General features: G+C 44.1%; 22 protein-coding genes and 1 pseudogene. 8 read left to right on the top strand and 15 right to left on the bottom strand.

Translation table 11 applies throughout. The features are described 5' to 3' along the window. Position 1: 1 nt before the first annotated feature. The 7 genes and pseudogenes from HUB64_RS16380 to HUB64_RS16350 all read right to left on the bottom strand — a co-directional run bounded on the left by HUB64_RS16380 (position 2) and on the right by HUB64_RS16350 (position 7117). On the bottom strand, positions 2 to 1891 hold the full coding sequence (locus HUB64_RS16380) for a DUF262 domain-containing protein (RefSeq protein WP_173497402.1): 1890 nt from the start codon (positions 1889 to 1891) through the stop codon (positions 2 to 4). Between the two features lie 114 nt (positions 1892 to 2005). Further along, entirely contained in the window at positions 2006 to 3136 is a 1131-nt protein-coding gene (locus tag HUB64_RS16375) for a DNA cytosine methyltransferase (RefSeq protein ID WP_173497401.1), read from the bottom strand. Positions 3137 to 3579: 443 nt separating this feature from the next. Next, positions 3580 to 3936, bottom strand: a complete 357-nt coding sequence (locus HUB64_RS16370; RefSeq protein ID WP_173497400.1) for a hypothetical protein — start codon at positions 3934 to 3936, stop codon at positions 3580 to 3582. Positions 3937 to 4101: 165 nt separating this feature from the next. Beyond that, positions 4102 to 4335 (bottom strand): annotated as a pseudogene (locus HUB64_RS16365) (LysR substrate-binding domain-containing protein); the annotation flags it as partial. A gap of 11 nt (positions 4336 to 4346) precedes the next feature. Next, positions 4347 to 5654 (bottom strand): type II toxin-antitoxin system HipA family toxin, encoded by a 1308-nt coding sequence (locus tag HUB64_RS16360; protein ID WP_173497399.1) that lies wholly within the window; start codon positions 5652 to 5654, stop codon positions 4347 to 4349. Continuing rightward, the gene (locus HUB64_RS16355) at positions 5654 to 5920 is read right to left on the bottom strand and encodes a helix-turn-helix domain-containing protein (RefSeq protein WP_168826547.1); all 267 of its coding nucleotides are present in this window, start codon (positions 5918 to 5920) and stop codon (positions 5654 to 5656) included. Before HUB64_RS16355 ends, HUB64_RS16360 begins: the two co-directional genes overlap by 1 nt. A gap of 300 nt (positions 5921 to 6220) precedes the next feature. Next, positions 6221 to 7117 (bottom strand): LysR family transcriptional regulator, encoded by an 897-nt coding sequence (locus tag HUB64_RS16350; RefSeq protein WP_173497398.1) that lies wholly within the window; start codon positions 7115 to 7117, stop codon positions 6221 to 6223. Between the two features lie 296 nt (positions 7118 to 7413). Here HUB64_RS16350 and yjjG point away from each other — a divergent pair, with 296 nt between their 5' ends. After that, positions 7414 to 8094 carry a pyrimidine 5'-nucleotidase gene (yjjG, locus tag HUB64_RS16345; protein WP_254451432.1) on the top strand — a complete coding sequence of 227 codons (681 nt, stop codon included), beginning with the start codon at positions 7414 to 7416 and terminating at the stop codon, positions 8092 to 8094. 148 nt (positions 8095 to 8242) lie between these two features. On the opposite strand, the gene HUB64_RS16340 is transcribed toward yjjG, so the two are convergent. Beyond that, positions 8243 to 9106 (bottom strand): YicC/YloC family endoribonuclease, encoded by an 864-nt coding sequence (locus HUB64_RS16340; RefSeq protein ID WP_006086670.1) that lies wholly within the window; start codon positions 9104 to 9106, stop codon positions 8243 to 8245. A 209-nt stretch (positions 9107 to 9315) separates the two neighbouring features. Here HUB64_RS16340 and rph point away from each other — a divergent pair, with 209 nt between their 5' ends. Continuing rightward, entirely contained in the window at positions 9316 to 10029 is a 714-nt protein-coding gene (gene rph / locus HUB64_RS16335; RefSeq protein ID WP_006079862.1) for a ribonuclease PH, read from the top strand. Positions 10030 to 10192: 163 nt separating this feature from the next. Next, positions 10193 to 10834 carry an orotate phosphoribosyltransferase gene (gene pyrE, locus HUB64_RS16330; protein ID WP_006079863.1) on the top strand — a complete coding sequence of 214 codons (642 nt, stop codon included), beginning with the start codon at positions 10193 to 10195 and terminating at the stop codon, positions 10832 to 10834. A 227-nt stretch (positions 10835 to 11061) separates the two neighbouring features. On the opposite strand, the gene folE is transcribed toward pyrE, so the two are convergent. From folE to coaBC, 5 genes are all read right to left on the bottom strand, one after another. Continuing rightward, positions 11062 to 11712 (bottom strand): GTP cyclohydrolase I FolE, encoded by a 651-nt coding sequence (gene folE / locus HUB64_RS16325; RefSeq protein WP_006079864.1) that lies wholly within the window; start codon positions 11710 to 11712, stop codon positions 11062 to 11064. A 270-nt stretch (positions 11713 to 11982) separates the two neighbouring features. Next, positions 11983 to 13971, bottom strand: coding sequence for a S9 family peptidase (locus tag HUB64_RS16320; protein WP_173497396.1), 1989 nt, complete (start codon positions 13969 to 13971; stop codon positions 11983 to 11985). A 135-nt stretch (positions 13972 to 14106) separates the two neighbouring features. Further along, positions 14107 to 14700, bottom strand: coding sequence for a nucleoid occlusion factor SlmA (slmA, locus tag HUB64_RS16315; protein WP_113941097.1), 594 nt, complete (start codon positions 14698 to 14700; stop codon positions 14107 to 14109). A 34-nt stretch (positions 14701 to 14734) separates the two neighbouring features. Then, a complete protein-coding gene (dut, locus tag HUB64_RS16310) occupies positions 14735 to 15193 on the bottom strand; it encodes a dUTP diphosphatase (RefSeq protein WP_173497395.1) in 459 nt (152 codons plus the stop codon). Continuing rightward, positions 15190 to 16413, bottom strand: a complete 1224-nt coding sequence (gene coaBC, locus HUB64_RS16305) for a bifunctional phosphopantothenoylcysteine decarboxylase/phosphopantothenate--cysteine ligase CoaBC (RefSeq protein ID WP_173497931.1) — start codon at positions 16411 to 16413, stop codon at positions 15190 to 15192. The genes dut and coaBC overlap by 4 nt, the downstream gene beginning before the upstream one ends. A gap of 122 nt (positions 16414 to 16535) precedes the next feature. Between coaBC and radC the strand changes: the two genes are divergently transcribed. The 5 genes from radC (at position 16536) to HUB64_RS16280 (ending at position 20031) form a co-directional block, all read left to right on the top strand. After that, positions 16536 to 17213 (top strand): DNA repair protein RadC, encoded by a 678-nt coding sequence (gene radC / locus HUB64_RS16300; RefSeq protein ID WP_113941095.1) that lies wholly within the window; start codon positions 16536 to 16538, stop codon positions 17211 to 17213. 121 nt (positions 17214 to 17334) lie between these two features. Beyond that, a complete protein-coding gene (gene rpmB, locus HUB64_RS16295; RefSeq protein ID WP_006079870.1) occupies positions 17335 to 17571 on the top strand; it encodes a 50S ribosomal protein L28 in 237 nt (78 codons plus the stop codon). Between the two features lie 6 nt (positions 17572 to 17577). Then, a complete protein-coding gene (rpmG, locus tag HUB64_RS16290) occupies positions 17578 to 17751 on the top strand; it encodes a 50S ribosomal protein L33 (protein ID WP_006079871.1) in 174 nt (57 codons plus the stop codon). A 322-nt stretch (positions 17752 to 18073) separates the two neighbouring features. Next, entirely contained in the window at positions 18074 to 19393 is a 1320-nt protein-coding gene (gene argA, locus HUB64_RS16285; RefSeq protein WP_105251176.1) for an amino-acid N-acetyltransferase, read from the top strand. A 119-nt stretch (positions 19394 to 19512) separates the two neighbouring features. Continuing rightward, the gene (locus HUB64_RS16280; protein ID WP_173497394.1) at positions 19513 to 20031 is read left to right on the top strand and encodes a PH domain-containing protein; all 519 of its coding nucleotides are present in this window, start codon (positions 19513 to 19515) and stop codon (positions 20029 to 20031) included. A gap of 49 nt (positions 20032 to 20080) precedes the next feature. Here HUB64_RS16280 and rarD read toward each other — a convergent pair whose 3' ends face one another. Together rarD and HUB64_RS16270 are read right to left on the bottom strand one after the other, a co-directional pair. Continuing rightward, the gene (gene rarD / locus HUB64_RS16275) at positions 20081 to 20965 is read right to left on the bottom strand and encodes an EamA family transporter RarD (protein WP_173497393.1); all 885 of its coding nucleotides are present in this window, start codon (positions 20963 to 20965) and stop codon (positions 20081 to 20083) included. Positions 20966 to 21170: 205 nt separating this feature from the next. Beyond that, complete coding sequence (locus HUB64_RS16270) at positions 21171 to 21635, bottom strand: thioesterase family protein (RefSeq protein ID WP_173497392.1); 465 nt, start codon at positions 21633 to 21635, stop codon at positions 21171 to 21173. Positions 21636 to 21782: the final 147 nt, after the last annotated feature.

The following is a 21782-nucleotide window of genomic DNA, read 5'->3' as shown; positions in this document are numbered from 1 at the left end:
ATTATACTCTTAAAGGTGTCTGTTTAATATCTACTCCGGTACTTTCTTTTAATATTTTCCGGAATGATTCAAATCGATATTTAACTGTAATGTTTTTCCCAGTAGATGTTGATATTGAATATAAAAAACCTCTATCAGATTCAAAATATCTTTGAGAATCCCAAGTCGCATAATCATCCACTTCTCCTGACATTGATTCATATAGTTTTTTTACTAACTCATTTTTATTTTTCATCACCATTTCAGCTTGCTGAGTATTTAGTTGATAAAAATAAGATATGATTAATTCAAATAATGGTTTACTTATTGGGTCATTAGGTTTAGCATCTAAATTTTTCTTGAACGCTAGAACGCCAAAAACATCTTTTGCTAATGAGAAGGCTTTTATTAAATTAGACTCAAGCTCGAGATAGAAAGTGCTCGTATCAGAAGATAAAGATGATTCTCCCTTATCTATCCCATGTTTATTTTCAATTTTTATTTGATGGAAATTCATCTTTGTCATTGAGTTTGATAAGAATTTGTCGTAGCTATCATCAATATAATTCTCATAACCGAGAACAATAAATGCAATAGCTGAAAGGCATAGTTCCATATCTTTTTGTCTTTCAGCTTTTATTCTTTCATTTGTAACAATTCTAAACTCTAAAGATGCTGCAATATATCTTAAAAAAGTAACACTCGAACCTTGATTAAGTGCAGACCTAATTTCTTGTGAACTAAGTTTAACCCCGTAAGTGTTAATTCTATGGAATAGTTCTATTACAAGATCTTCGTGACCAGAAGTCATATCTATAAGATGAGAAGTAACTGCGTACTCAAGAATTCTTCGTTGGTGAATACGATCTAAGTCTCTAAAATAAAGGTCTCTGAATTCAGTTCTAGCTTCTAGTTTTTTTGAAAGAGGAAAGTCACCACGTATATAGTCATAAATACTTGTAACGCGTTGAACCCCATCAATAACTATCCAGCTTCCATCAGCTTTCTCGCCAAAGTAAAAAGCAGGCAATGGTAGCTCCATTAAGATTGATTCAATCAACCGCGACTTCTGTACATTATCCCATATTCGATCTTTTCTCTGAAAGTCGGGTTGTAGTTCAATCTCGTGATGTGTGAGCCGATCGAAAATTAATGAGATTGTTGGAGTATATTGTCTGATTCTTGGTTTTCCAGTAGTACCGATATATTCTTCTTCACTTTTGAAACCAACATAAACTTCATTATCAATATCATTAATAGATGGCATAACACTTCTTTCAGTGTTATTTTTTGTTAGATTAATGTTTATGGTATCAAGTGAAACTATCGTATTTCTGATTATATTCTCAATATTTTCAAGTTCAGTAAAACTTTTTTCAAATGCTTTTACATTTGTATCGCTAGGGTATTTTACCAAAATAGAATCTAAGGATTTTTTTATTTTTTCAGAAATTTGACTTAGTGAATCGATTATTAATTTATTGCTTAATTCATTGTGAGCTCTAATTTTCGCATTGACTATTCTCAATTCGGAATAACTTAGTTCTGATAGAACTCCTATATCATGTACATTTTTCCCTCTTAATAAAAGATGTTTTCTTTGTTGATACTTAAAATGTTGAATATAAGGTAAATGTGCGAAAATAGTTTCAGGTTGATTTCTACTACTACCACCACCAAACAAAGCTTGGTCAACGTTACTAAAACCTTTTAGTGTAAGTTCTTTCCATATATCTTCAAACTCTCTAATAGAGCGTGAGGAGCCTTGGGAGTTAATACTTCCTGATACAAAGTATTTCCCTATGTCTTTATCTATACGAGTTAAGACGATCGGCGCTGTTTTAGGATTAATTGATTGTAATTCTTTCCCTATCAACTTTTCTATGTCACTTAACACATCACTAAATTGCATAAATTGAGCTCACTATGAATAACATCGACTATAGCCAGTCTAACATGTAGAGATAGTTACATACCAGAAGGCTTGTAACATCAAATAATGATGTTTATAGGGTAGATGAACATTTCACTTTAGAGATTTTAGAAAGCTGTAAATAGTTCTTGCCAAGCCTTCTGCAGCAAGATACGGGACCCCGTTACCAATAGTTTTAAACATATTAGATAAGGTCATTGTTGCGGGTAAGCTAAATTCTTTTGGTAATGATTGAATTGCCAAAGCTTCTGCGGCACTTAATCTTCTGTCTTTATATGGATGAAGGTGGACTTCATTGTTACCATATGCGGCAGTAGGTGAATATCTCCAACGGTGTAAACGTTTGAACGATTTTTTGCTGTCATCACCTTCTAAAATAGTTTGAAATTTTAACAAGGCTTGTCTTGGTACAAAATGATGATGAGCATTTGGGTGAGAACAGACGTCATTCTTCTTAAACCAATACTCGACGGTTAGTTCTTCATAAGGTTTGATAATGGCAGGACATTTTTTCTTTGAATCTGTACTATAAGTATCTTGTGTAGGCCAAAATTTCTTATTCAGCACAATATCTTTATCAAATATGATATGTGTATTCCATGCAAAATTTTTTTCTAACATTGCACTATTTATTTTTCCTGTGTGTGACTTATGAATGCCAAATAGTAGAATACGGTCTCTATCTTGCGGTACGCCATACTCAATAGCGTTTGTTAGGCGATCTGTTAAAATGTAACCAGATTTCTCTAATTTCGTTTTCATTTGGTCATAAAAAGCCCGATGTTTTACGGTTCTCCATAGCCCTTTTACGTTTTCAAATAAGAAAAAGTCTGGTTTATTTTGAATAATAGCGTCTATGTAGACTCGACTTAATTTACCATTATCCCCTTCGGAACCCTTATTCTTTCCTGCGACGGAGAAATCTGGGCAGGGCGGACCACCAATAAATCCAACCAGCGATTTTTTTTTCGCATCTTCAACTAAATCAATTAATAGCTTTGCACCATCGCCTACTACGTAGTCTTCAATACTACCAGGGAAATACCCATATTTAGGTTCAGGGAGGTGCATCATTTTTCTTGAGTATTTATATGCCTCCATAAATGGAGGATGAAACTCGTTGACAAAGCGTACATCAAATCCCGTTTGCTCAAATCCAAGATCGAGGAAGCCGCTGCCAGAGAAAAAAGAAAAAATGATTGGTTTGGATGATGATGGAGACAACGATTAACCTTCGGTTGTTGAAAGTACAGATTAAATAGCTAAGTATAATACCTCATCAGGAAGTTGTAGGCACTTGATATTAACTCTGCATCCCATGTAAATAGTGCATGTTGTTGGCATAAAGTTATTCTATTTAGGACTATAATTACTAATGGGATTTTAGGATTAGTTCATATATATCTGAATGTTAAGTTAGGGTTTGACGTTACATGTTAAAGTACATCCTTAAGCTTTTTGATGGCTAGCCCACTAGATATGAGTCACATTAACAAGTCATACACATCTTTAGGAACTTGTAGTTAGTGCGAGCATCAATTGACGTTATAGAATTTGGCTATATTTGTGGGAATGGGAGTTATGGCTGAATTCATAAGTGAATCGATCTAGCTTTGTTGGAAAGCAATGGGCACCAGTGACTTACATTGCACTGTTTAACATCATGGTTATTGTATTGAAACGACTTTGGTGCTCAGTTGCTGTTTTATCTGCTCAAGGTAGTGAATTAGGTCACTGGGTTGTTCAAATTCAAGTTGTAGTGTTGGTTGAGAAGCGGTACGGATTTCTGGGTGTAGGTTGTCGCCGTCATTCTCGGCTGAGATGATGCTGTAGCGGGGATAATCTTCTTCGCGGCAGATGGGGTCGGCATAGTCTACCCAAAGAATAAAGTAGTCGCTTTTTCGTTTGAAATAAAAGCTTGGACACATGTCATTTTGATAGCTTTTGTCGATAAGAAATGGGTATTGGCTCAGGTCGAAACCAAGATCAAATTCATAGCCAAATGTTTGATGATAAGCGCTCATATTTCTGCCTTAAATAGTCAGCTAGACTGACTATTATTATAGTTGGGCAGGCTATTTAATATGCTGTTTTATTTGGCTTAAGTCCGTTTTAAGTTAGTTTTTTTTAGCTTTGTGGTTGTATTCGTTATAACCCTTTTTTTAAGCTGTTTTTATCGTTAACCCTATCTAATCATTGCCCAATCTCTTTACTAACAACTCCATCAAAAACGCTATCAATACACTCACCTTAGTCGGCAAATGTTTTCGCTGTGGATAAACCGCATAAATGCCATGTTCGGGGAGGGGATGATCTGTGAGCAAAGCTTGTAGGCGGCCTGCTTGTAAGTCGGCGTCGATCATGAAACGGGGCAGGTTGGCTATGCCTACACCATCGAGTGTGGCTTGGTGGATGGCATCACTTTTGAGCGCTGTTATAGCAGTCGCCTTACCCTATGATCTAACCCGTTCAGGATGCTGTGCTGGATATGTGGGGGGAAATCATCTGGCAGTTGCGCTTGTATCCGTTGGATAACCATAGGCGTTTTTTCAACAAACTCCTCAAGAAGCTCGTTCATGGCTTGTTGACTAAAGCCGACTCGATTTGCCGTAGCGAGAAAATGGCGGGGAAAGATTTGTTCAATCTGGTATTTTTTCCCTTTAGTGGCTGTCAGTCCCATGGCCAGTTTCGCATCGCGGATGTTAAGTCCTGTACCACCCAGCACTGGATAAACGGAGATGATGTCGTAGAGTGGGGTAAGCTCGTATTTTCCTTCGGGCCTGATAAATAGCGAAAAGTTTTTAGCGTGGCCGTCTGTCGCCGCCAGTAACCAAAATAACACTTGTGCTTTCATGAAGATGCGCCGATCTCTTTCTGGGGCAAGCGATCCCATCAATACGTACATTATCTCGCTAATGCCTGGTCCGTCTTGGTTCTCGTATTTCCTCGCTGAGGGGATATTGAGGGTTTGGCAAAAATCTTCCTGTGGTAGGCGCATCAGCCAACTATTGTCCGCTGCGTAGCGGCGATCGAAGCGTTCGACAGCGAGCGCCTTGATATTCCCAACCTTAAGGATTTCGCAATCGGGAACTGGTAAACCATATTCTCGAGCAATAGACATGCACAGGTACTCGTTTTCGACACTGTCCGATAGATCTAAGGTGTGGGAATGGGTGACTATCTGGCCGATAGGGAGTTTGATTATGTGACTGGTTGGCGTTGAACCATGGGGTAAACACCACAGACCATCATATTTCAGCAGGGCGGTTTTTTCCTGTGCTCCAGCAACTGAGATCCGAAAATCGTCATATTCTTCGAGCATGCCTAATGGGATCTTGGATTGGTAACCTGCTAAGACCCGTACTAGGGCTGCGTCATCAAGTGGTTCACATTCAATTTTTTTAATGTCTTCGGGTTCAATACCTTGTGGTACCAGTTGCAAGGCTCCGACACTATCTTGGCCGACTTTCGTCAGTAAATCGAATGGTTGGGTTGAACTAGCTTGATAGCGTGCGAGGATACGCTGGCGAATTTCCGGTGAGTCAGGCAGTAAGTTATCAAAGAAGTTATAAACTTCATTGCCCTGATAGTGGCGTTGGCGTAGAGGCATAGACAACGATATGGGGCGATTTCCTGGAATAGTCAGCCAGTCGCTATTGTATTGAAATCGATGGGCTCCTGTCTCTTCTTTAGAGAAAGTACCGACTAGAAAGCCATTCATATAAACGTCAAGTGCTGCCATTACCACTCCTGAGCCCATTGTTTATTGTTAGATGGGCCTGTATCACTGTCACTCGCGTTGCGAGGTTTGAGTTCTATTTCGAGTTCGAGGGCTGATAAGAGTTTGAAAAATGTATCAAGTTTAGTGCTGTCGGGATTCTGTTCGAAGTTGGAAATAGTGCCTTGGCGTAAGCCAATTTTCTCACCAATTTTAGCCTGGGAGAGTCCCTGTGATTGGCGAACATCTTGTATATAAGCGCTAAGCTGTTTGGTTGTGGTGATCTTCATCTTAAATTCCCATTATTTCCCAATACGCTTTAAAGTATAAACATAACTTAACACGCTATAGCGTATAGTCAATGTTTAAGACGTTACAGCGTATAATTTGTTTATATACGTTGTAGCGTATAAATAGTGGCTAAAAATGCAAGTGTAGTCTTGATTAAAAACATAAATCGGATTGTTCAAATGATCCGCTTTCAGCCGCTCGAGAGAGTCAGTCTGATGGTCTCTGGTCTCTGGTCTATTGTTTATTTTTCATAGGGGGTGAAAGGGAGTTGTCCTTCCTCATTACTGACAAGTGAAAATTTACCCTAACTTGCCACTCGCCAGCTTCTCTATCAAAAATTCAATCAATACACTCACCTTAGTCGGCAAATGTTTTCGCTGTGGATAAACCGCGTAGATGCCATGTTCGGGGAGGGGATGGTCTGCGAGCAAGGCTTGTAGGCGGCCTGCTTGTAAGTCGGCGTCGACCATGAAACGGGGCAGGTTGGCTATGCCTAAACCATCGAGTGTGGCTTGGTGGATAGCATCACTATTGTTGACTTGATAGTTACCGTTCGGCTGGATACGAGTGGGGCCCTGCGGGCTTAAGAAGGTCCATTCAACACCATCACGAAAATATGAGTAGAACAAACAGTTATGTTGGCTTAATTGCTGCGGCGTTTGTGGTGCAGCGTGGCGAGCAAGATATTCGGGTGAGGCGCAAATGACACTTAAACAAGGGGCGATTTTACGGGCAATAAGGCTTGAATCTGGTAGCTCGCCTATACGAATTGCCAGATCGAATCCGCCAGCAATTAAATCGGTTGTCTTATCATCCATCTGCATTTGCAGCTGTATTTTCGGGTAACGGCGCAGAAACTCGGGGATTAAAGGGGCGATATGCAAGCGGCCAAATACCATAGGAACTGCGATGCGAAGATTGCCCTGAGGCGCTTGTTGTAGCTCAGAAATGGCGTCTAACCCTTCCTCTGCGAGTTTAACGGCAGGGCGAACATAGTCAAAATAGCGGGCGCCCGCTTCGGTAAGACTTAAGCTGCGAGTGGTACGGTGCAAAAGTTGAATACCCAGACTTTGTTCTAATAGGGTAATGCGTTTACTCACAGCCGATTTACTCAGTCCAAGCTTTTGACTTGCAAGCGAAAAGCTACCGCATTCCACGACCGTGACAAAGATAGGTAATGCCGAAAAGTGCTCCATGGTGTCCTTAGATTATCGCGTTCCCCTGCCATTATTGTTGATGATACCTCAACAGTCAGTTTTTATTATCGTGGTTATCATCGCCCTTGATGCAAGGTAGACTAATGCACTTGCTGATTGCGGGTGTCGACTGTGAAGCCTAGTTATTTTCGCGCTCATCGCTCATGTTTATCGCTTATCTTGATTACTGCTAGGTAGTTAGCCACAGTGTTGCCGCAATCGCCGATGTACCATTCTCGATGCCACTGAACGGCATAAGGATGGGTCTTAGCTATTTTGTCAGAAAGAGAGTTCCTATGTCCTTGCCTTACCAATGGATTTTGTTTGATGCCGATGAAACCTTATTTTATTTCGATGCCTTAAAAGGGCTTCAATTGATGTTTAGTGAGTTTGGGGTCGATTTTACCCAAGCCGATTTTGATGAGTATCAGTTAGTTAACAAACCACTTTGGGTTGATTATCAAGATGGCAAGATAACTGCCGCCGAGTTGCAGACCATACGTTTCGAGCCTTGGGCTGACAAATTATCTGTCACGGCCATGACCCTCAATAGTGCTTTTTTATCGGCAATGGCCGAAATTTGTTCGCCGCTACCCGGTGCCCGCGAGTTATTAGCCGCGCTCCAAGGTAAGGCTAAATTAGGCATCATCACTAACGGTTTCACTGAGCTACAAACCGTGCGATTAGAGCGTACAGGATTACAGCATCATTTTGATATTTTAGTGATTTCAGAAAAAGTCGGCATAGCCAAACCTGATGTGGGTATCTTCGAACATGCCTTCGAACTCATGGACCATCCTGAGCGCGAGACTGTGCTCATGGTCGGCGATAACCCGCATTCAGATATCCAAGGCGGCATCAATGCAGGTATTCATACTTGTTGGTATAACGTCCACGGCCACGATGTACCCGCCGGTATCGCCCCGCACTATCAAGTGAGCTCGCACCAAGAGCTGCAAAAAATCCTGTTACCGTAAACGATTGTTCACTGAGCCTAGCTCAGTACTTCGCACTCGATATTAGTGAATCAGAGTGAGTGCTTTAACTGATATTCCCTCAGTGTCATAAAATACAAAAAGCCCTTACATTAAGGGCTTTTGGGTATCTAAAACGCGTTAACTATCATTACTCAACGTTTTGGATCTGCTCGCGCATTTGCTCTATAAGGACTTTAAGTTCAACTGCGGCTGAAGTGATTTCAGTGCTGATGGATTTAGAGGCGAGTGTGTTCGATTCGCGGTTGAATTCCTGCATCATAAAATCTAAACGGCGACCTTCGCTGCCGCCTTTTTTGAGGATACGGCGAGCTTCGGCTACATGGGCTTCGAGTCTGTCCATTTCTTCGGCGACATCTTGTTTCTGAGCCAGAAGCACCATTTCTTGCTCGATGCGGGCTGGGTCGAGTTCACCTTTGATTTCCGCAAGGCGGTTGGTGAGCTTTTCGCGTTGATACAGCATCACCGTTGGCATGTGCTCGCGTACGACGGCGATTTGCTCGCTTACGCCGTCTAAGCGGCTTAGCAGCATGTCTTTGATGGCTTCGCCTTCACGGCCACGGGCTTCGATGAATTGATCTATGGCTGAGTCGAAGGCTGTCATCAGATCGGCGCCGATCGCATCCATATCTTGTTCGCCGCTCGCTAGCACGCCCGGCCAGCGTAGGATGTCGGTCAGATTGACATCGCCTTGTCCCGCTTCTTGCTTGAGCCAAGTGGCGGCGCCTAATAGCTGTTTTGCTAGCGCTTGATTCAACTGCAGCTCGTTATTGCTGTTGTCTGCCAGCTCGTAGCGCAAATTGACTTCCACTTTGCCGCGGCTTAAACGTTTACGAAGGCGGTCGCGCAGTACGGGTTCGAAGCTGCGGAATTGCTCGGGTAAACGTAGGTAAGTTTCGAGATAACGTTGATTGACAGAGCGAATTTCCCAGGAGGCTGTGCCCCATTGTGCTTTGTGCTCGATGCGAGCGTAGGCTGTCATGCTTTGGATCATGGGTTGTCCTAATGGTGTAATCGTCATAATGAGAGGCGATTATAGAGTCAATGGCTTTAGGATTAAAGGCATACCGCCAATAGCGACCGGGATTAGGTGTTTGTGTGATGAGTTTGCCAGAGAATCACCCTAAGCATGGCATCCTAAGGCTCAAGCCCTTATAATATGCAGCCAAAATCGGTCAATGACTCAGAATACAGGAATCTCGCATGCGTCCAAGTAACAGAACGCCAGCACAAACTCGTCCCATCACTATCACTCGCCAGTTTACGGCCCATGCCGAAGGTTCTGTGTTAGTGGAATTTGGCGAAACCAAAGTGCTTTGTACCGCCAGTTTTACTGAAGGTGTGCCACGTTTCCTTAAAGGTCAGGGTCAAGGCTGGGTGACTGCGGAATACGGCATGTTGCCACGTTCGACCCATAGCCGTATGGATCGTGAAGCCGCTCGCGGTAAGCAATCTGGCCGTACGCAAGAAATTCAACGTCTTATCGGTCGTGCTCTACGCGCCTGTGTGGATATGAAAGCCCTAGGCGAAAACACTATCGTGATCGACTGTGATGTGATCCAAGCTGACGGCGGCACGCGCACAGCCTCTATCACTGGCGCCTGTGTGGCCTTAGTGGATGCGTTGAACTGGGCGCGTGGTAAAGGCATCATTAAATCTAACCCGCTGAAATTCCTTATAGCTGCTGTCAGCGTAGGTATTTACAAGGGTGAAGCGATAAGCGATCTAGAATATATCGAAGACAGCGCCGCTGAAACTGACATGAACGTGGTGATGACGGAAACGGGCAAGATCATCGAAATTCAAGGCACCGCCGAAGGCGAGCCATTCAGCCACGAAGAATTACTTGAACTGTTGGCATTGGCGAAGAACAGTATTCGTGAAATCGTCGATGTGCAGAAAGCCGCACTGAACTAATATTGTGGTGATGAAAAAGCCCCGTCATGTTATAGAGTGCGGGGCTTTTTATTAACTGCAGTTTTTTATCTGCAGCAAGATGCTAGTGTAGTGCAAGCCCTGTACCGAATAAAAATTCCCCATAATACAAAACCAATAAAATACAAAGTCGTAAGGAGATATTGTGAAAGCTTATCAACGTGAGTTTATTGAATTTGCCCTAGAACGTCAGGTGTTGCGATTTGGCGAATTTACCCTTAAATCGGGCCGTATCAGTCCTTATTTCTTCAATGCGGGTTTGTTCAATACTGGCCGTGACTTAGCGCGTTTAGGTCGTTTTTATGCCGCTGCGTTAGTGGACTCTGGCATTGATTACGACTTGCTGTTTGGCCCTGCTTACAAAGGTATTCCGATTGCTACGACTACGGCCGTTGCCCTGTGTGAGCATCACGATATTGACATTCCTTACTGCTTTAATCGCAAAGAGAAAAAAGATCACGGTGAAGGTGGCAGCTTAGTCGGTAGCGAGCTGAAAGGCCGCGTGATGCTCGTCGATGACGTGATCACTGCGGGTACTGCGATTCGTGAATCGATGGAAATCATCGAAGCCCATAAAGCACAATTAGCGGGCGTGTTGATTGCTTTAGACAGGCAAGAGAAAGGCAAGGGCGAGTTATCGGCCATCCAAGAGGTTGAGCGCGATTTTGGCTGTGGCATAGTGGCAATCATTAAACTTGCCGACCTAATCAGTTATTTGTCTGAAAAACCAGGGATGGAAGTGCAACTTGCCGCCGTGAGCCAGTATCGCGAGCAATATGGCATTTAAGTCTAGTGTTTGACGGCTGGTATTGATCAAGTGGCTATCTCTGGCTTGGTGAAATCAGTTAATCAGCCAGCATTGATCTTAGCTAGGTTGAGAAGGGTTTGATTGAGTGGGTATAAAAACAAAAAACGCTGCGATTCTTTATAGAAGGAATCGCAGCGTTTTTTATTGAGCTGTATTGGTTGCTATTGATTTCGACACGTTTTAAATAGCGTTAAGTTTCAATACATTTATTTAGACTGGTGCAAAAATTCGGCGCGGGTCGCAGGGTTAGATTTGAAAATACCGCCCAGCGCTGTGGTAGTGGTCGAACTGGTGGAGTCCATCACGCCTCGGGATTTTACGCAGTAATGCACGGCATCCATTTTAACGGCAACGTCTTTGGTTTCGAGCAAGGTTTGCAGCGCGACTAACACTTGCTGAGTCAAACGCTCTTGCACTTGTGGACGTTGGGCGAAGAAACGTACTATACGGTTAATCTTTGATAAACCAATGATTTTTTTACGTGGTAGATAAGCTATGGTCGCAGTACCATCGATCGTCACTAAATGGTGTTCGCAGGTGCTGGTGAGGCTAATGTCTTGCACTCGCACCATTTCATCGAAGCCCATCTTATTGTCGATAACCGTGATCTTAGGGAAGTTCGCATAATCTAAGCCGGAGAAGATTTCATCGACGTACATTTTAGCAATGCGGCGCGGCGTATCGGCAAGGCTGTCATCTGACAGATCCAATGACATTAATGTCAGGATTTCTTTCATATGATGTTCAATCTTGTCTTTACGTTCTTCACTGCTGTAAACGCTTGGGAGCATTGGGGTTTCAAGCCCACGTTCTAATAACGCGGCTTGTACTTTTACTGCTGCTTCACTTAATGCCATCTTATCCTCCACTACGTCGTAGCGGCTATAACAGAAAACCTATGCTGAGCATCGAGTGGTACTTGGGCTGTTCAGCATCAGATACAAATTATTGTTATTCTCGCTAGGGCAAGAATAGGGGGAGGAGGATAGCGCGAATTGCAGACAATTCATACCGAAAAACGCGTATAGGCCACATGAAAAAGCCGATAGTCCTTATCGGATATCGGCTTTAAATCTGCCACTGCCAATCGAGTTTAGCCTAGTAGTGTCGGCAAGTTTGAGTCAATTCTAAAGTTTCAGATTGGTTTTTAGGAAACTGAGCATTTGTTCATAGTATTTCGCTCTATGCTCATCGTTATAAAAACCGTGGCCTTCATTGTCCATCACCAGTTTTTGGTAAGGATAATTGTGAGCTTTTAGGCCTTTTTCGAGGGATTCGAGTTGTTCAATTGGCGCTCGCTCATCTTCACCACCATGCACCAATAGTATGTTTGCTTTGAGTTTATCGACGTTTTCAGAAGGAGACATTGCTTTAAGTACCGCTTTATCTTGGCCAAGCACATCCTTGAGATAGCTAGTACCAGAACGGCTGTTGGCGACATCGCCTTCATTAAACATCAATTCAAGATCATATACGCCAGCTACACCTATGGCGCATTTAAACATATCTGGCGCAAGCACAGCGCTCTGCAAGGCGCTGTACCCACCAAAACTGCCGCCAACAATACAGATGCGTTCCTTATCGGCAAAACCTTGGTCAATAACGTACTGGGTTGCGTCGATAATGTCATGCTGAATATCTGAGCCCCATTTTTGATAGCCAGCGCGTTCAAATTGATCGCCATATCCGCCTGAACCACGGAAGTTGACCTGTAGAACGGCTATGCCTTGGCTTGCTAGATATTGGTTTTGTGGGTCAAAGCCCCACCAGTCACGGATACCGTGTGGACCACCGTGTGGATTGACGACTAAGGGTAGGTTTTTAGCTTCTTTACCAAAGGGGAGCGTTAGATACCCATGGAGTTGTTTACCATCACGGCTGGTGAAACTGATGGGTTTAACATCAGCCATTTGCTCTGGGTCGAGCCATTTTTTAGCGGCGGCTAGATATTCAAGTTTTAGTGTTTTCGTATCAAATATGTAGTAATCGCCAGGGTTTCGATCGTTAAACGCAAGTACAACGAGTTTTTCTGCATCTCGGGTTTCGCTAACAATTCGTACTTGATGGCCGGGGAGAGCACCCAGCAGATCTTTTAGCAATTTAGCGTGCGAATCCTCATTATCGACAAAGGCATAACTTGGGTAACCATTTTCAAACTCGACGGCGTAAAGTTGTTTATTGGTGCCGTTAATCCAAAAGTTGCTAGGGTCAACGTTTTCATCCTGAATGATTTCAGTTTTATCGCCCGTTTCGAGATTAATTTTGTAAACCCCTAAGGTTTCACCTTGGGAGCGACCGGCGGCATAAATCGTATTTTTATCATCGGCAAAGGAGAGTGGTTTAAAATCAGCAAGACCTAGATTTAGTTTATCGGTATTTACCCAGTTACCGTCTTTGCGGTAGAACACTTTAGTAATGTTTTTATTGTCCTCACCGGCAACGAAGCGGACTTCACCTTGATGGTCTGTCATAAAACGGGCTCGGCCGATAGGTGAGCCTGTGATGCGTTTACGTGTGCCATTGAACAAGTCTACGCGATAGACATCTTGTGATAGTTCAAAGTCAAGATTGATCCTATCATTCCATGGAATAGCATTAACTAACATGTAGCGTTCATCATCTGGCAGAGGATCGAGGATAAACGCGCTCGCCCGCATAGGGGTATTTTTCTTGATATTTGAACCTGTTTGTTGCTCGCCACTCTCGAAGCCGAATAAATACGCTTTTCGTGAACCATCGGCATTTACCGCCATCAATTCACCGTAGTAGATAGGTGTGTCTTGCCAGCCTTTTAGGTATTCTTTTGCCAGTACCAGTCGCTCACTGTTGGCCCATTCATAGTCGCCGACTTGAGCATTATCGGGAAAACGTATCGCATTGAGGAGTTTTTTGGTTTGGGTATCTAAGACTAAGAGAACGTTTTTACCTTCGACACTTGTGATAGCGCTTAAATATTTACCAGTAGGTGATATTTTTACATCCGAGTACTCATCACCTTTGCTGAATAACTGTGCTTGCGATAACGCATTCGCGTTGGAGCTATTGGCTGCAAAGGTGGATATTGGAAGTATTGGTAAGCAAAGTGTCGCCAATGCGGCTAATCGGAAGAGTTTCATCTGACATCCTTGTAAAATCATTGTGTTTTTTGTTCTTAAAATGTTTTTCGAGGATAAAACAAAAGATGGGGCGAAACAAGGAAGGAATACCGAACATAAAGGACGATAGTTACCGTCCTTTATGTTGAAAAATCATTAGCTTTGTAAAAGTTGATGCTGGATAAAACGCCACTGTTCATCGAAGTGTGTCGTCGGTTTGAGTTTGAATTCACTTCGTACAAATTGGGCGATGCGGCCTTCGGCAAAGGCTAACAGTAAATTGGCTAATATGGCTTCGTCTAAGTTGAAGCCTTTACCTTCTCGCAGGGTTTTTTCCCGTAAAATTTGCTTTAACTGGGTTTCAATTTTGGCAAATAAGTTACCAATACGGCTTCGCAGGCGTTCATTTTCACCGAGTAGAGCATCACCGTTGAGAACGCGGGAAATTCCTGGGTTACGCTCGGCAAAGATCAGCAGCAGTTGCAGTACCAACTGGCAGCGCTTCATGGTGTCTTTTTCGTCATCCATGATTAAATTGATGCGCGACAATAACGACTCTTCGATAAATTCGATTAGGCCTTCGAACATCCGCGCTTTACTCGGGAAGTGGCGATACAGTGCGGCTTCCGATACACCGACTTCTGAGGCCAGTTTCGCTGTGGTGATCCTTTGTCCTGGGTTGGTTTCTAGCATCTGCGCTAGACATTGCAGAATGTGTTCACGACGATTAATTTTTGGGCTTACAGCCATTGCAGTATCCTTGGCTCAATAACGACTTAGGGGATTATTTAGTGCCTGAATGGCCAAATCCGCCTTTACCACGGTCTGAGCTGTCGAACTCATCAACGAGTTTGAATTGTGCTTGTACCACAGGAACAAACACCAGTTGCGCGAGACGATCGCCCATTTCTAAGGTGAATGGACTGTCACCACGATTCCAACAAGATACCATTAAGGGGCCTTGGTAATCTGAATCTATGAGTCCGACTAGATTCCCCAGTACGATACCGTGTTTATGGCCCAGGCCTGAGCGCGGTAAAATCACCGCTGCAAGTCCTGGGTCGGCCACATGAATAGCAATCCCCGTGGGAATGAGCACAGTTTCACCCGGTGCTATGGTTAAAGCCGTGTCTATCATGGCGCGAAGATCCATGCCTGCACTGCCTGCGGTGGCGTAAGCGGGCAAGGGAAATTCTGAGCCGATACGGGAGTCGAGAATTTTTAATTCAATCGGTGTTTTCATGTATTTGTTTTTTCTTTCACTATCAACGAAAGTAATTGCCGTGCCAACGTGAGTTTGTCAGTAGCAGGCAAATCTTGACTGCCGTGCGGCCAGAAAACACGCAGGGCATTAGCATCGGCATTAAAGCCTAGGCCAGCAATGGAAACGTCGTTTGCGGCGATCATGTTCAAGTTTTTACGTTTGAGCTTATCGCGCGCATAGGCTTCTACATCATGGGTTTCGGCGGCAAATCCCACCACAAAAGGACGGTTAGGTAAGCTCGCAACCGTGGCTAAGATATCAGGATTCCTCACCAGCGCAAGTTGCATTTCTTCGGTCGATTTTTTGATCTTACAGGTAGCAATATCGCTAATGCGGTAGTCTGCAACGGCGGCGCAGCCAATAAAAATATCTTTTTTATCAACGTTATCCATAACAGCATCGAGCATATTTTGCGCCGATTCAACATCAATGCGTGTCACGCCTTCTGGGGTGCTTAGATTTACTGGGCCTGAGACTAAGGTGACTGTTGCGCCCATATCTGCCGCGGCTTTGGCGAGTGCAAAGCCCATTTTTCCAGAACTGTGATTTGAAATGTATCTGACGGGATCAATTGCTTCACGGGTTGGTCCGGCGGTGATCAGCACCGACTGTCCTGCGAGTGGCTTAAATTCAACGGCGTCAGGCGTGGCAAAAAATTGTGTAGCCAGTTCCGCTATGTCTAATGGCTCTAACATACGACCAGGGCCGACTTCACCACAGGCCTGACTGCCACTGGCGGGGCCCCAAAGTGTAAAACCACGTGATGCGAGGCTAGTTAAATTCGCTTGTGTAGCCAGATTACGGTACATCTGCTGATTCATTGCTGGACACAGGGCAATTGGCGCCTCAGTGGCAAGACACGTGGTGGTGATTAGCTCATCGGCCATGCCTGCATTAATCCGCGCCAATAGGTTTGCGGTTGCAGGGGCGATGATGACGAGATCTGCCCAACGAGCAAGTTCTATATGGCCCATGGCTGCTTCTGCTGCGGGGTCGAGCAAGCTAGATGCCACTGGATGTCCAGACAACGCTTGCAGCGTCAGAGGCGTAATAAACTCCATCGCACTTTGGCTCATCACCACGCGCACATCAAAACCACGCTCCTTCAAGCGACGTACTAAATCAGCACTTTTATAGGCCGCAATACCGCCGCCAATGCCCAGCAGGACGTTTTTATTTGTCAGACTCACAGACATCATCCGAGATAGAAATAATGCCGGCAACAATATCACAAAGCGGTGAATTTTAGTGACTATCCCAGTTCAAAAAATCTCGTCCATACTCAGTAAAGTGAAAATATGTGAGATGACAGGGAGGTCACATGGGGATTAAAGATTGGCCTGAGGGCGAAGGCCCCAGAGATAAACTGTTACAAAAAGGAGCTGCGCATCTCTCGGATGCTGAATTACTGGCAGTATTGCTGCGTAACGGTTTAGCCGGATTAAACGCGGTTGACCTTGCTAGGTCGCTTATTTGCGAGTTTGGCGGCCTCAGAAACCTGCTCTGTGCCCCAAGAAATCAGGTGTGTCGACTTCCGGGCGTAGGACCTGTAAAATACGCCCAGCTTCAAGCTGCGGCCGAATTAGCGCGGCGTGTAGCGCAGGAAAATCTGCAAAGAGGTCAGGTTTTGACAAATCCCGATTTAACTCGGGACTATTTAATGCGACAATTGGCCGATCGCTCCTATGAAGTGTTCGCAGTTTTACTGCTGGATAGCCAGCATAGAGTGATTCAATTTGTCGAATTATTCCGCGGCACAATAGACTCAGCCTCAGTATATCCACGTGAAGTGGTGAGCTTAGTGCTGGAGAAAAAGGCCGCAGCAGTTATAGTTTGTCATAATCATCCGTCTGGTATTGCCGAGCCCAGTCAGGCTGACCGACGAATAACTGAGCGATTAAAAAATGCGTTAGCAACCATAGACGTATCCTTGTTGGACCATATGGTTGTAGGTGATCGAGAGATAGTTTCTTTTGCAGAACGAGGCTGGATTAATTAATCTAACACTTGATCTTCACTCTGTGATCGTGTATAAAATGCGCCCTCTTTGTGCCTCGGGCGACGGCCATACGAGGCACATTAATGCTCGAGCGTTAAAATTGTTTTTGGAGAAGATTGACATGTCAAGAGTATGCCAAGTTACTGGCAAGAAGCCGATGGTTGGTAACAACCGTTCGCATGCAAAAAACGCGACCCGTCGTCGTTTTTTACCTAACCTACAAAACCACCGTTTTTGGTTAGAAGAAGAAAAGCGTTTCGTACAGTTACGTGTATCTACTAAAGGTATCCGTCTGATCGACAAAAAAGGTATCGAAGTTGTTGTTGCTGAACTTCGTGCCCGTGGCGAGAAGGTATAATAGATCATGGCTAAAGCTAAAGGTAATCGTGAGAAGATCAAATTAGTTTCTACAGCTAAGACTGGTCACTTCTACACAACTGAAAAAAACAAGCGTAACATGCCTGAAAAAATGGAAATCAAAAAATTTGATCCAGTTATTCGTCAGCACGTTATCTACAAAGAAGCCAAAATCAAGTAATCCTTGGTTAGTGTTTCGAGAAAAGCCCCTTATTTAAGGGGCTTTTTTTTGCATTTTTTTAGTGGCTAGTCATCAAGTTGAGATAATTGCCTCGCAAACTGATGCCGCTGAATCATCCCCTGTGAAGTTAAAAAAGTGTGAACACTTACTGAAAATATAAAATAGTGCGGTTCTAAGCACTTTAAATCATCAAATCTGCACTTTAGTGAGAATAAATTCTTTATATGTGAATTAAAATGCAATACCATACGCGAAAGTTAGCGATTCATTCCTGGTGTGTCATAGTGACGCTGCCAGCTCAAAAATGAGGTGTAAATAACGCGTGCGTACCACTGAACTGGTTGATGGATTTCGTCATTCTGCCCCCTATGTTAATGCTCACAGAGGTAAAACTTTTGTGGTCATGCTTGGCGGTGAAGCTTTGGCTCAAAATCAATTCCGCGCCATCTTAAATGATGTCGCCCTGCTGCACAGTTTAGGGATCAAAGTGGTGTTGGTATATGGCGCTAGGCCGCAGATTGATGCTGCATTAGCCGCCAACGGTATTGCGCCTGCCTACCACGACGGTGTGCGTATCACGGATGAAGATTCGCTCAAAGTGATTAAGCAAGTTGCGGGTGCACTGCAATTTGATATCACAGCGCGTTTATCCATGAGTTTAAGTAATACGCCGATGCAAGGTGCGCAAATTAACTTAGTGAGCGGCAACTTTGTGATTGCTCAACCACTGGGTGTGGATAATGGTGTGGACTTTTGCCTGAGTGGCAAAGTGCGTCGTATTGATGTGCAAGGCTTAAAACGTCAGCTAGATAATCACTGCATCGTATTGATGGGGCCGATTGCTGCTTCGGTTACTGGTGAAAGCTTTAATCTCACCGCTGAGGAAATCGCGACTCAAGTGGCAATTAAGCTCAAAGCAGACAAGATGATCGGCTTTAGCTCACAGAACGGTATTCTCGATCGTAATGGCGATGTGATTGCGGAGTTGATGCCAAATGATGCGCAAAACATCATGAACAAGCTGGCCGAGCAAGGGTCTGCTTGTGTTGGCACTATGGCGTTTCTCAAAGCCAGTATCGATGCTTGCCGCAATGGCGTACCGCGTTGTCATTTAGTTAGCTACCTCGAAGATGGCGCCTTGTTGCAGGAACTGTTTTCTCGCGAAGGAATAGGCACACAAATCGTCACTGAGAGTGCTGAGCGTTTACGCTGTGCGTCAATCGCCGATATTGGCGGTGTGTTGAACCTTATCCGTCCATTGGAGGAACAAGGCATTCTGGTGCGTCGTAGTCGTGAGCAGCTTGAGATTGAAATCGAACAGTTCATGTTGATTGAACGTGATGGTTTAGTGATTGGTTGCGCTGCGCTCTATCCTTTTGAAGAGGACAATGCGGGTGAGTTTGCTTGTTTAGTGGTGCATCCCGATTATCGCGATGCCGACAGAGGGAGCTTACTGCTGAAGAACATTATCAATCAGGCCAGAAACCGTGGTTATTCACGCTTGTTTGCATTGACAACTCGGAGCATTCACTGGTTCCTCGAGCATGGTTTTGTGATTGAAGATGTTGAAGCACTGCCACAGAAGAAGAAGCAGTTGTATAACTATCAACGCCGCTCAAAAATTCTCGCGCTCGATCTCTAAGCCGTTCTAAATCAATCCAATCAATGCCAGCCTAGTACTCATATTAGCGCTGGCATTTTTATTGACATAATATGTCTTTATTGGCAGATTAAGACTTCACTGCACGGGAGATACTGCCAATGAGTCCTCAATTTTTTGAACTCGCCCCTTTAACCCAAACCTCTATCTTCAGCTTTATCGTCTTATTGCTCGGTTTAGCGGGTATCTTGCTGATGTTATGGCTAAAAAATATGCCTAAGATAGCGAAGTCGGCGAGTTTAGGTATATTACTGGTGATGATGGGCGGATTTTCTTGGGTCTTCTATCAATCGAATAGCGCCGAATTAGTGTTAACCGATACTGAGCTTACCTTGGATGTGCCCTTCTATAAAGTGCAGTTATCCCGCGCGGATTTATTGCCCGCCGAGGCACGCATAGTCGATTTGCAACAAGAGGCAGATTTAACGCCGAGCTTTAAAATCAACGGTATAGGCATGCCAGGATTTCAATTGGGCTGGTTTAATCTACAGGGAAAAGGCAGGGCATTTTTGGCGATAACAGATAAATCGAAGTTAGTGTTAGTGCCAACGACTAAAGGCTACAGTTTATTACTGACAGTACCGCAAGGGAGTGAGTTTTTAGCACAGTTACAGAAGTAATCATCATATGTCATCACTTCTGCCACTGTGTTTATCGGCGTGATAATGCTCACGCCGTTTTGCGTTTATAGGCCATATCTAAGGTAAAGACGAGCAGCGCGCTCCAGATAAATCCGAAGGTCACGCCTTTTTCGGCATCGAAGGGCTCATTGAATAGACTCACCGCGAGGATAAACATAATACTCGGGCCAATATATTGGAAAAAGCCGAGCATAGACAATGGAATACGTACCGCTGCCCCTGCAAAACACAGTAAAGGAATGGTAGTCACTATCCCAGCCGCCATTAACATCAGATTCAGTTGCCAATCATTAGTCAGCATGCTCGCTGTTGCTGTGTCTAAGGTTGCGAGGAGATAAATCAGCGCTACCGGTAATAACACTGCGGTTTCGACTAATAAGCCTGCTTTGGCATCCACATTGACCTTTTTTCGCAGCAGTGCATAGAAACCAAAGGTGCCCGCGAGTGCCAGTGAGACGATGGGAATCGAGCCAAAAGAGATTAACTGGATCAATACGCCAGCGCTGGCGAGTGAAACCGCAAACCATTGCAGTTTACGTAACCTTTCGCCTAGAAATAACATACCGAGTAAGACGTTGAGTAAAGGATTGATGAAGTAACCTAGGCTGGCATCGAGCATGTGATCGTTATTTACCGCCCAAATAAATAGTAACCAGTTTCCCGCGATCAATATGGAAGTAATGGTGAGAACCATCAACTGTTTAGGCTGTTTAAACAGTAAGCGTAAGCGAGAAAAACCGCCGATAAACTGCATAATGATCAGCATAAACACGAATGACCAAATCACTCGATGGAGCAAAATTTCGGTGGCGGAAACATGGTTGAGTAATTTGAAATATAAAGGCGCAAAACCCCACATACAGTAAGCACTGACGGCAAGTAGGATCCCTTTGCGGTATTCAAGATCTGGCATGAGACATCTTCGAAGGACAACAAGACGGCGATTGTAGGTGTGTCTGACCGCTGACTCAAGGGATTCGCCGCGTTCTTTTCGTTACAGAATATCTCTACAAAAAATTGAATGTGCGATTAAAGTGAGTAACCATCCTGTTAATCAGGACGTTTACCTTAGTCAATCTTGAGCCCTAAGGCAGTAATACACATCTAAATTTAATCGCCTAACCCACCATATAAGTCCCTGTTCCAAAAGCGATATGCGTGCCTTGCTCATTATGTAGTTCCATGCGGCATACTGAAACTCGATTACCCGCACGAATGACGCTGCCCGTCCCCGTAAAGGTGAGGCCACGGCCAGGTCTAAGATAATCAATGCGCATATCAATTGTCCCTAGGGTTTGCAGGCGTTGCTGCAGCTCTTCGACCGTCCAATCATCACGACTGGCGACCAGTCCTGCAAATGCGGTGAGTCCGCCGACCACATCCAGTACTGTAGCTGTGACACCGCCGTGGAGGATCTGTTGATGGATATTGCCAATAAGTTCAGGTTTCATATTGATGACCACTTCGACACCGTCGACATCGTAGCGTTTAATATCGAGCCCGAGCAGATTATGAAAAGGGACATGTTGATCAAATACTGCTGCGACTCTTCTCAAAGCTTCGGCTTGGATTGGGCTGGTCATTTTGGGGTCCTTGTCACTGAGTGACGGTATTAGGCGTAATTGGATTTGTTATCAACACTGAGATAAACAAAGTGCGGCTTAGAGCAATTAATCTACAGTGAAGCTTACGGCTAATGCAACTCCGTCGCTAAAATGACGACACAGTTT

This window comes from Shewanella sp. ISTPL2 (assembly GCF_013283205.1).
GTDB classification, from domain to species: domain Bacteria; phylum Pseudomonadota; class Gammaproteobacteria; order Enterobacterales; family Shewanellaceae; genus Shewanella; species Shewanella oncorhynchi.
This window is presented reverse-complemented; position numbering and strand designations above follow the sequence as displayed.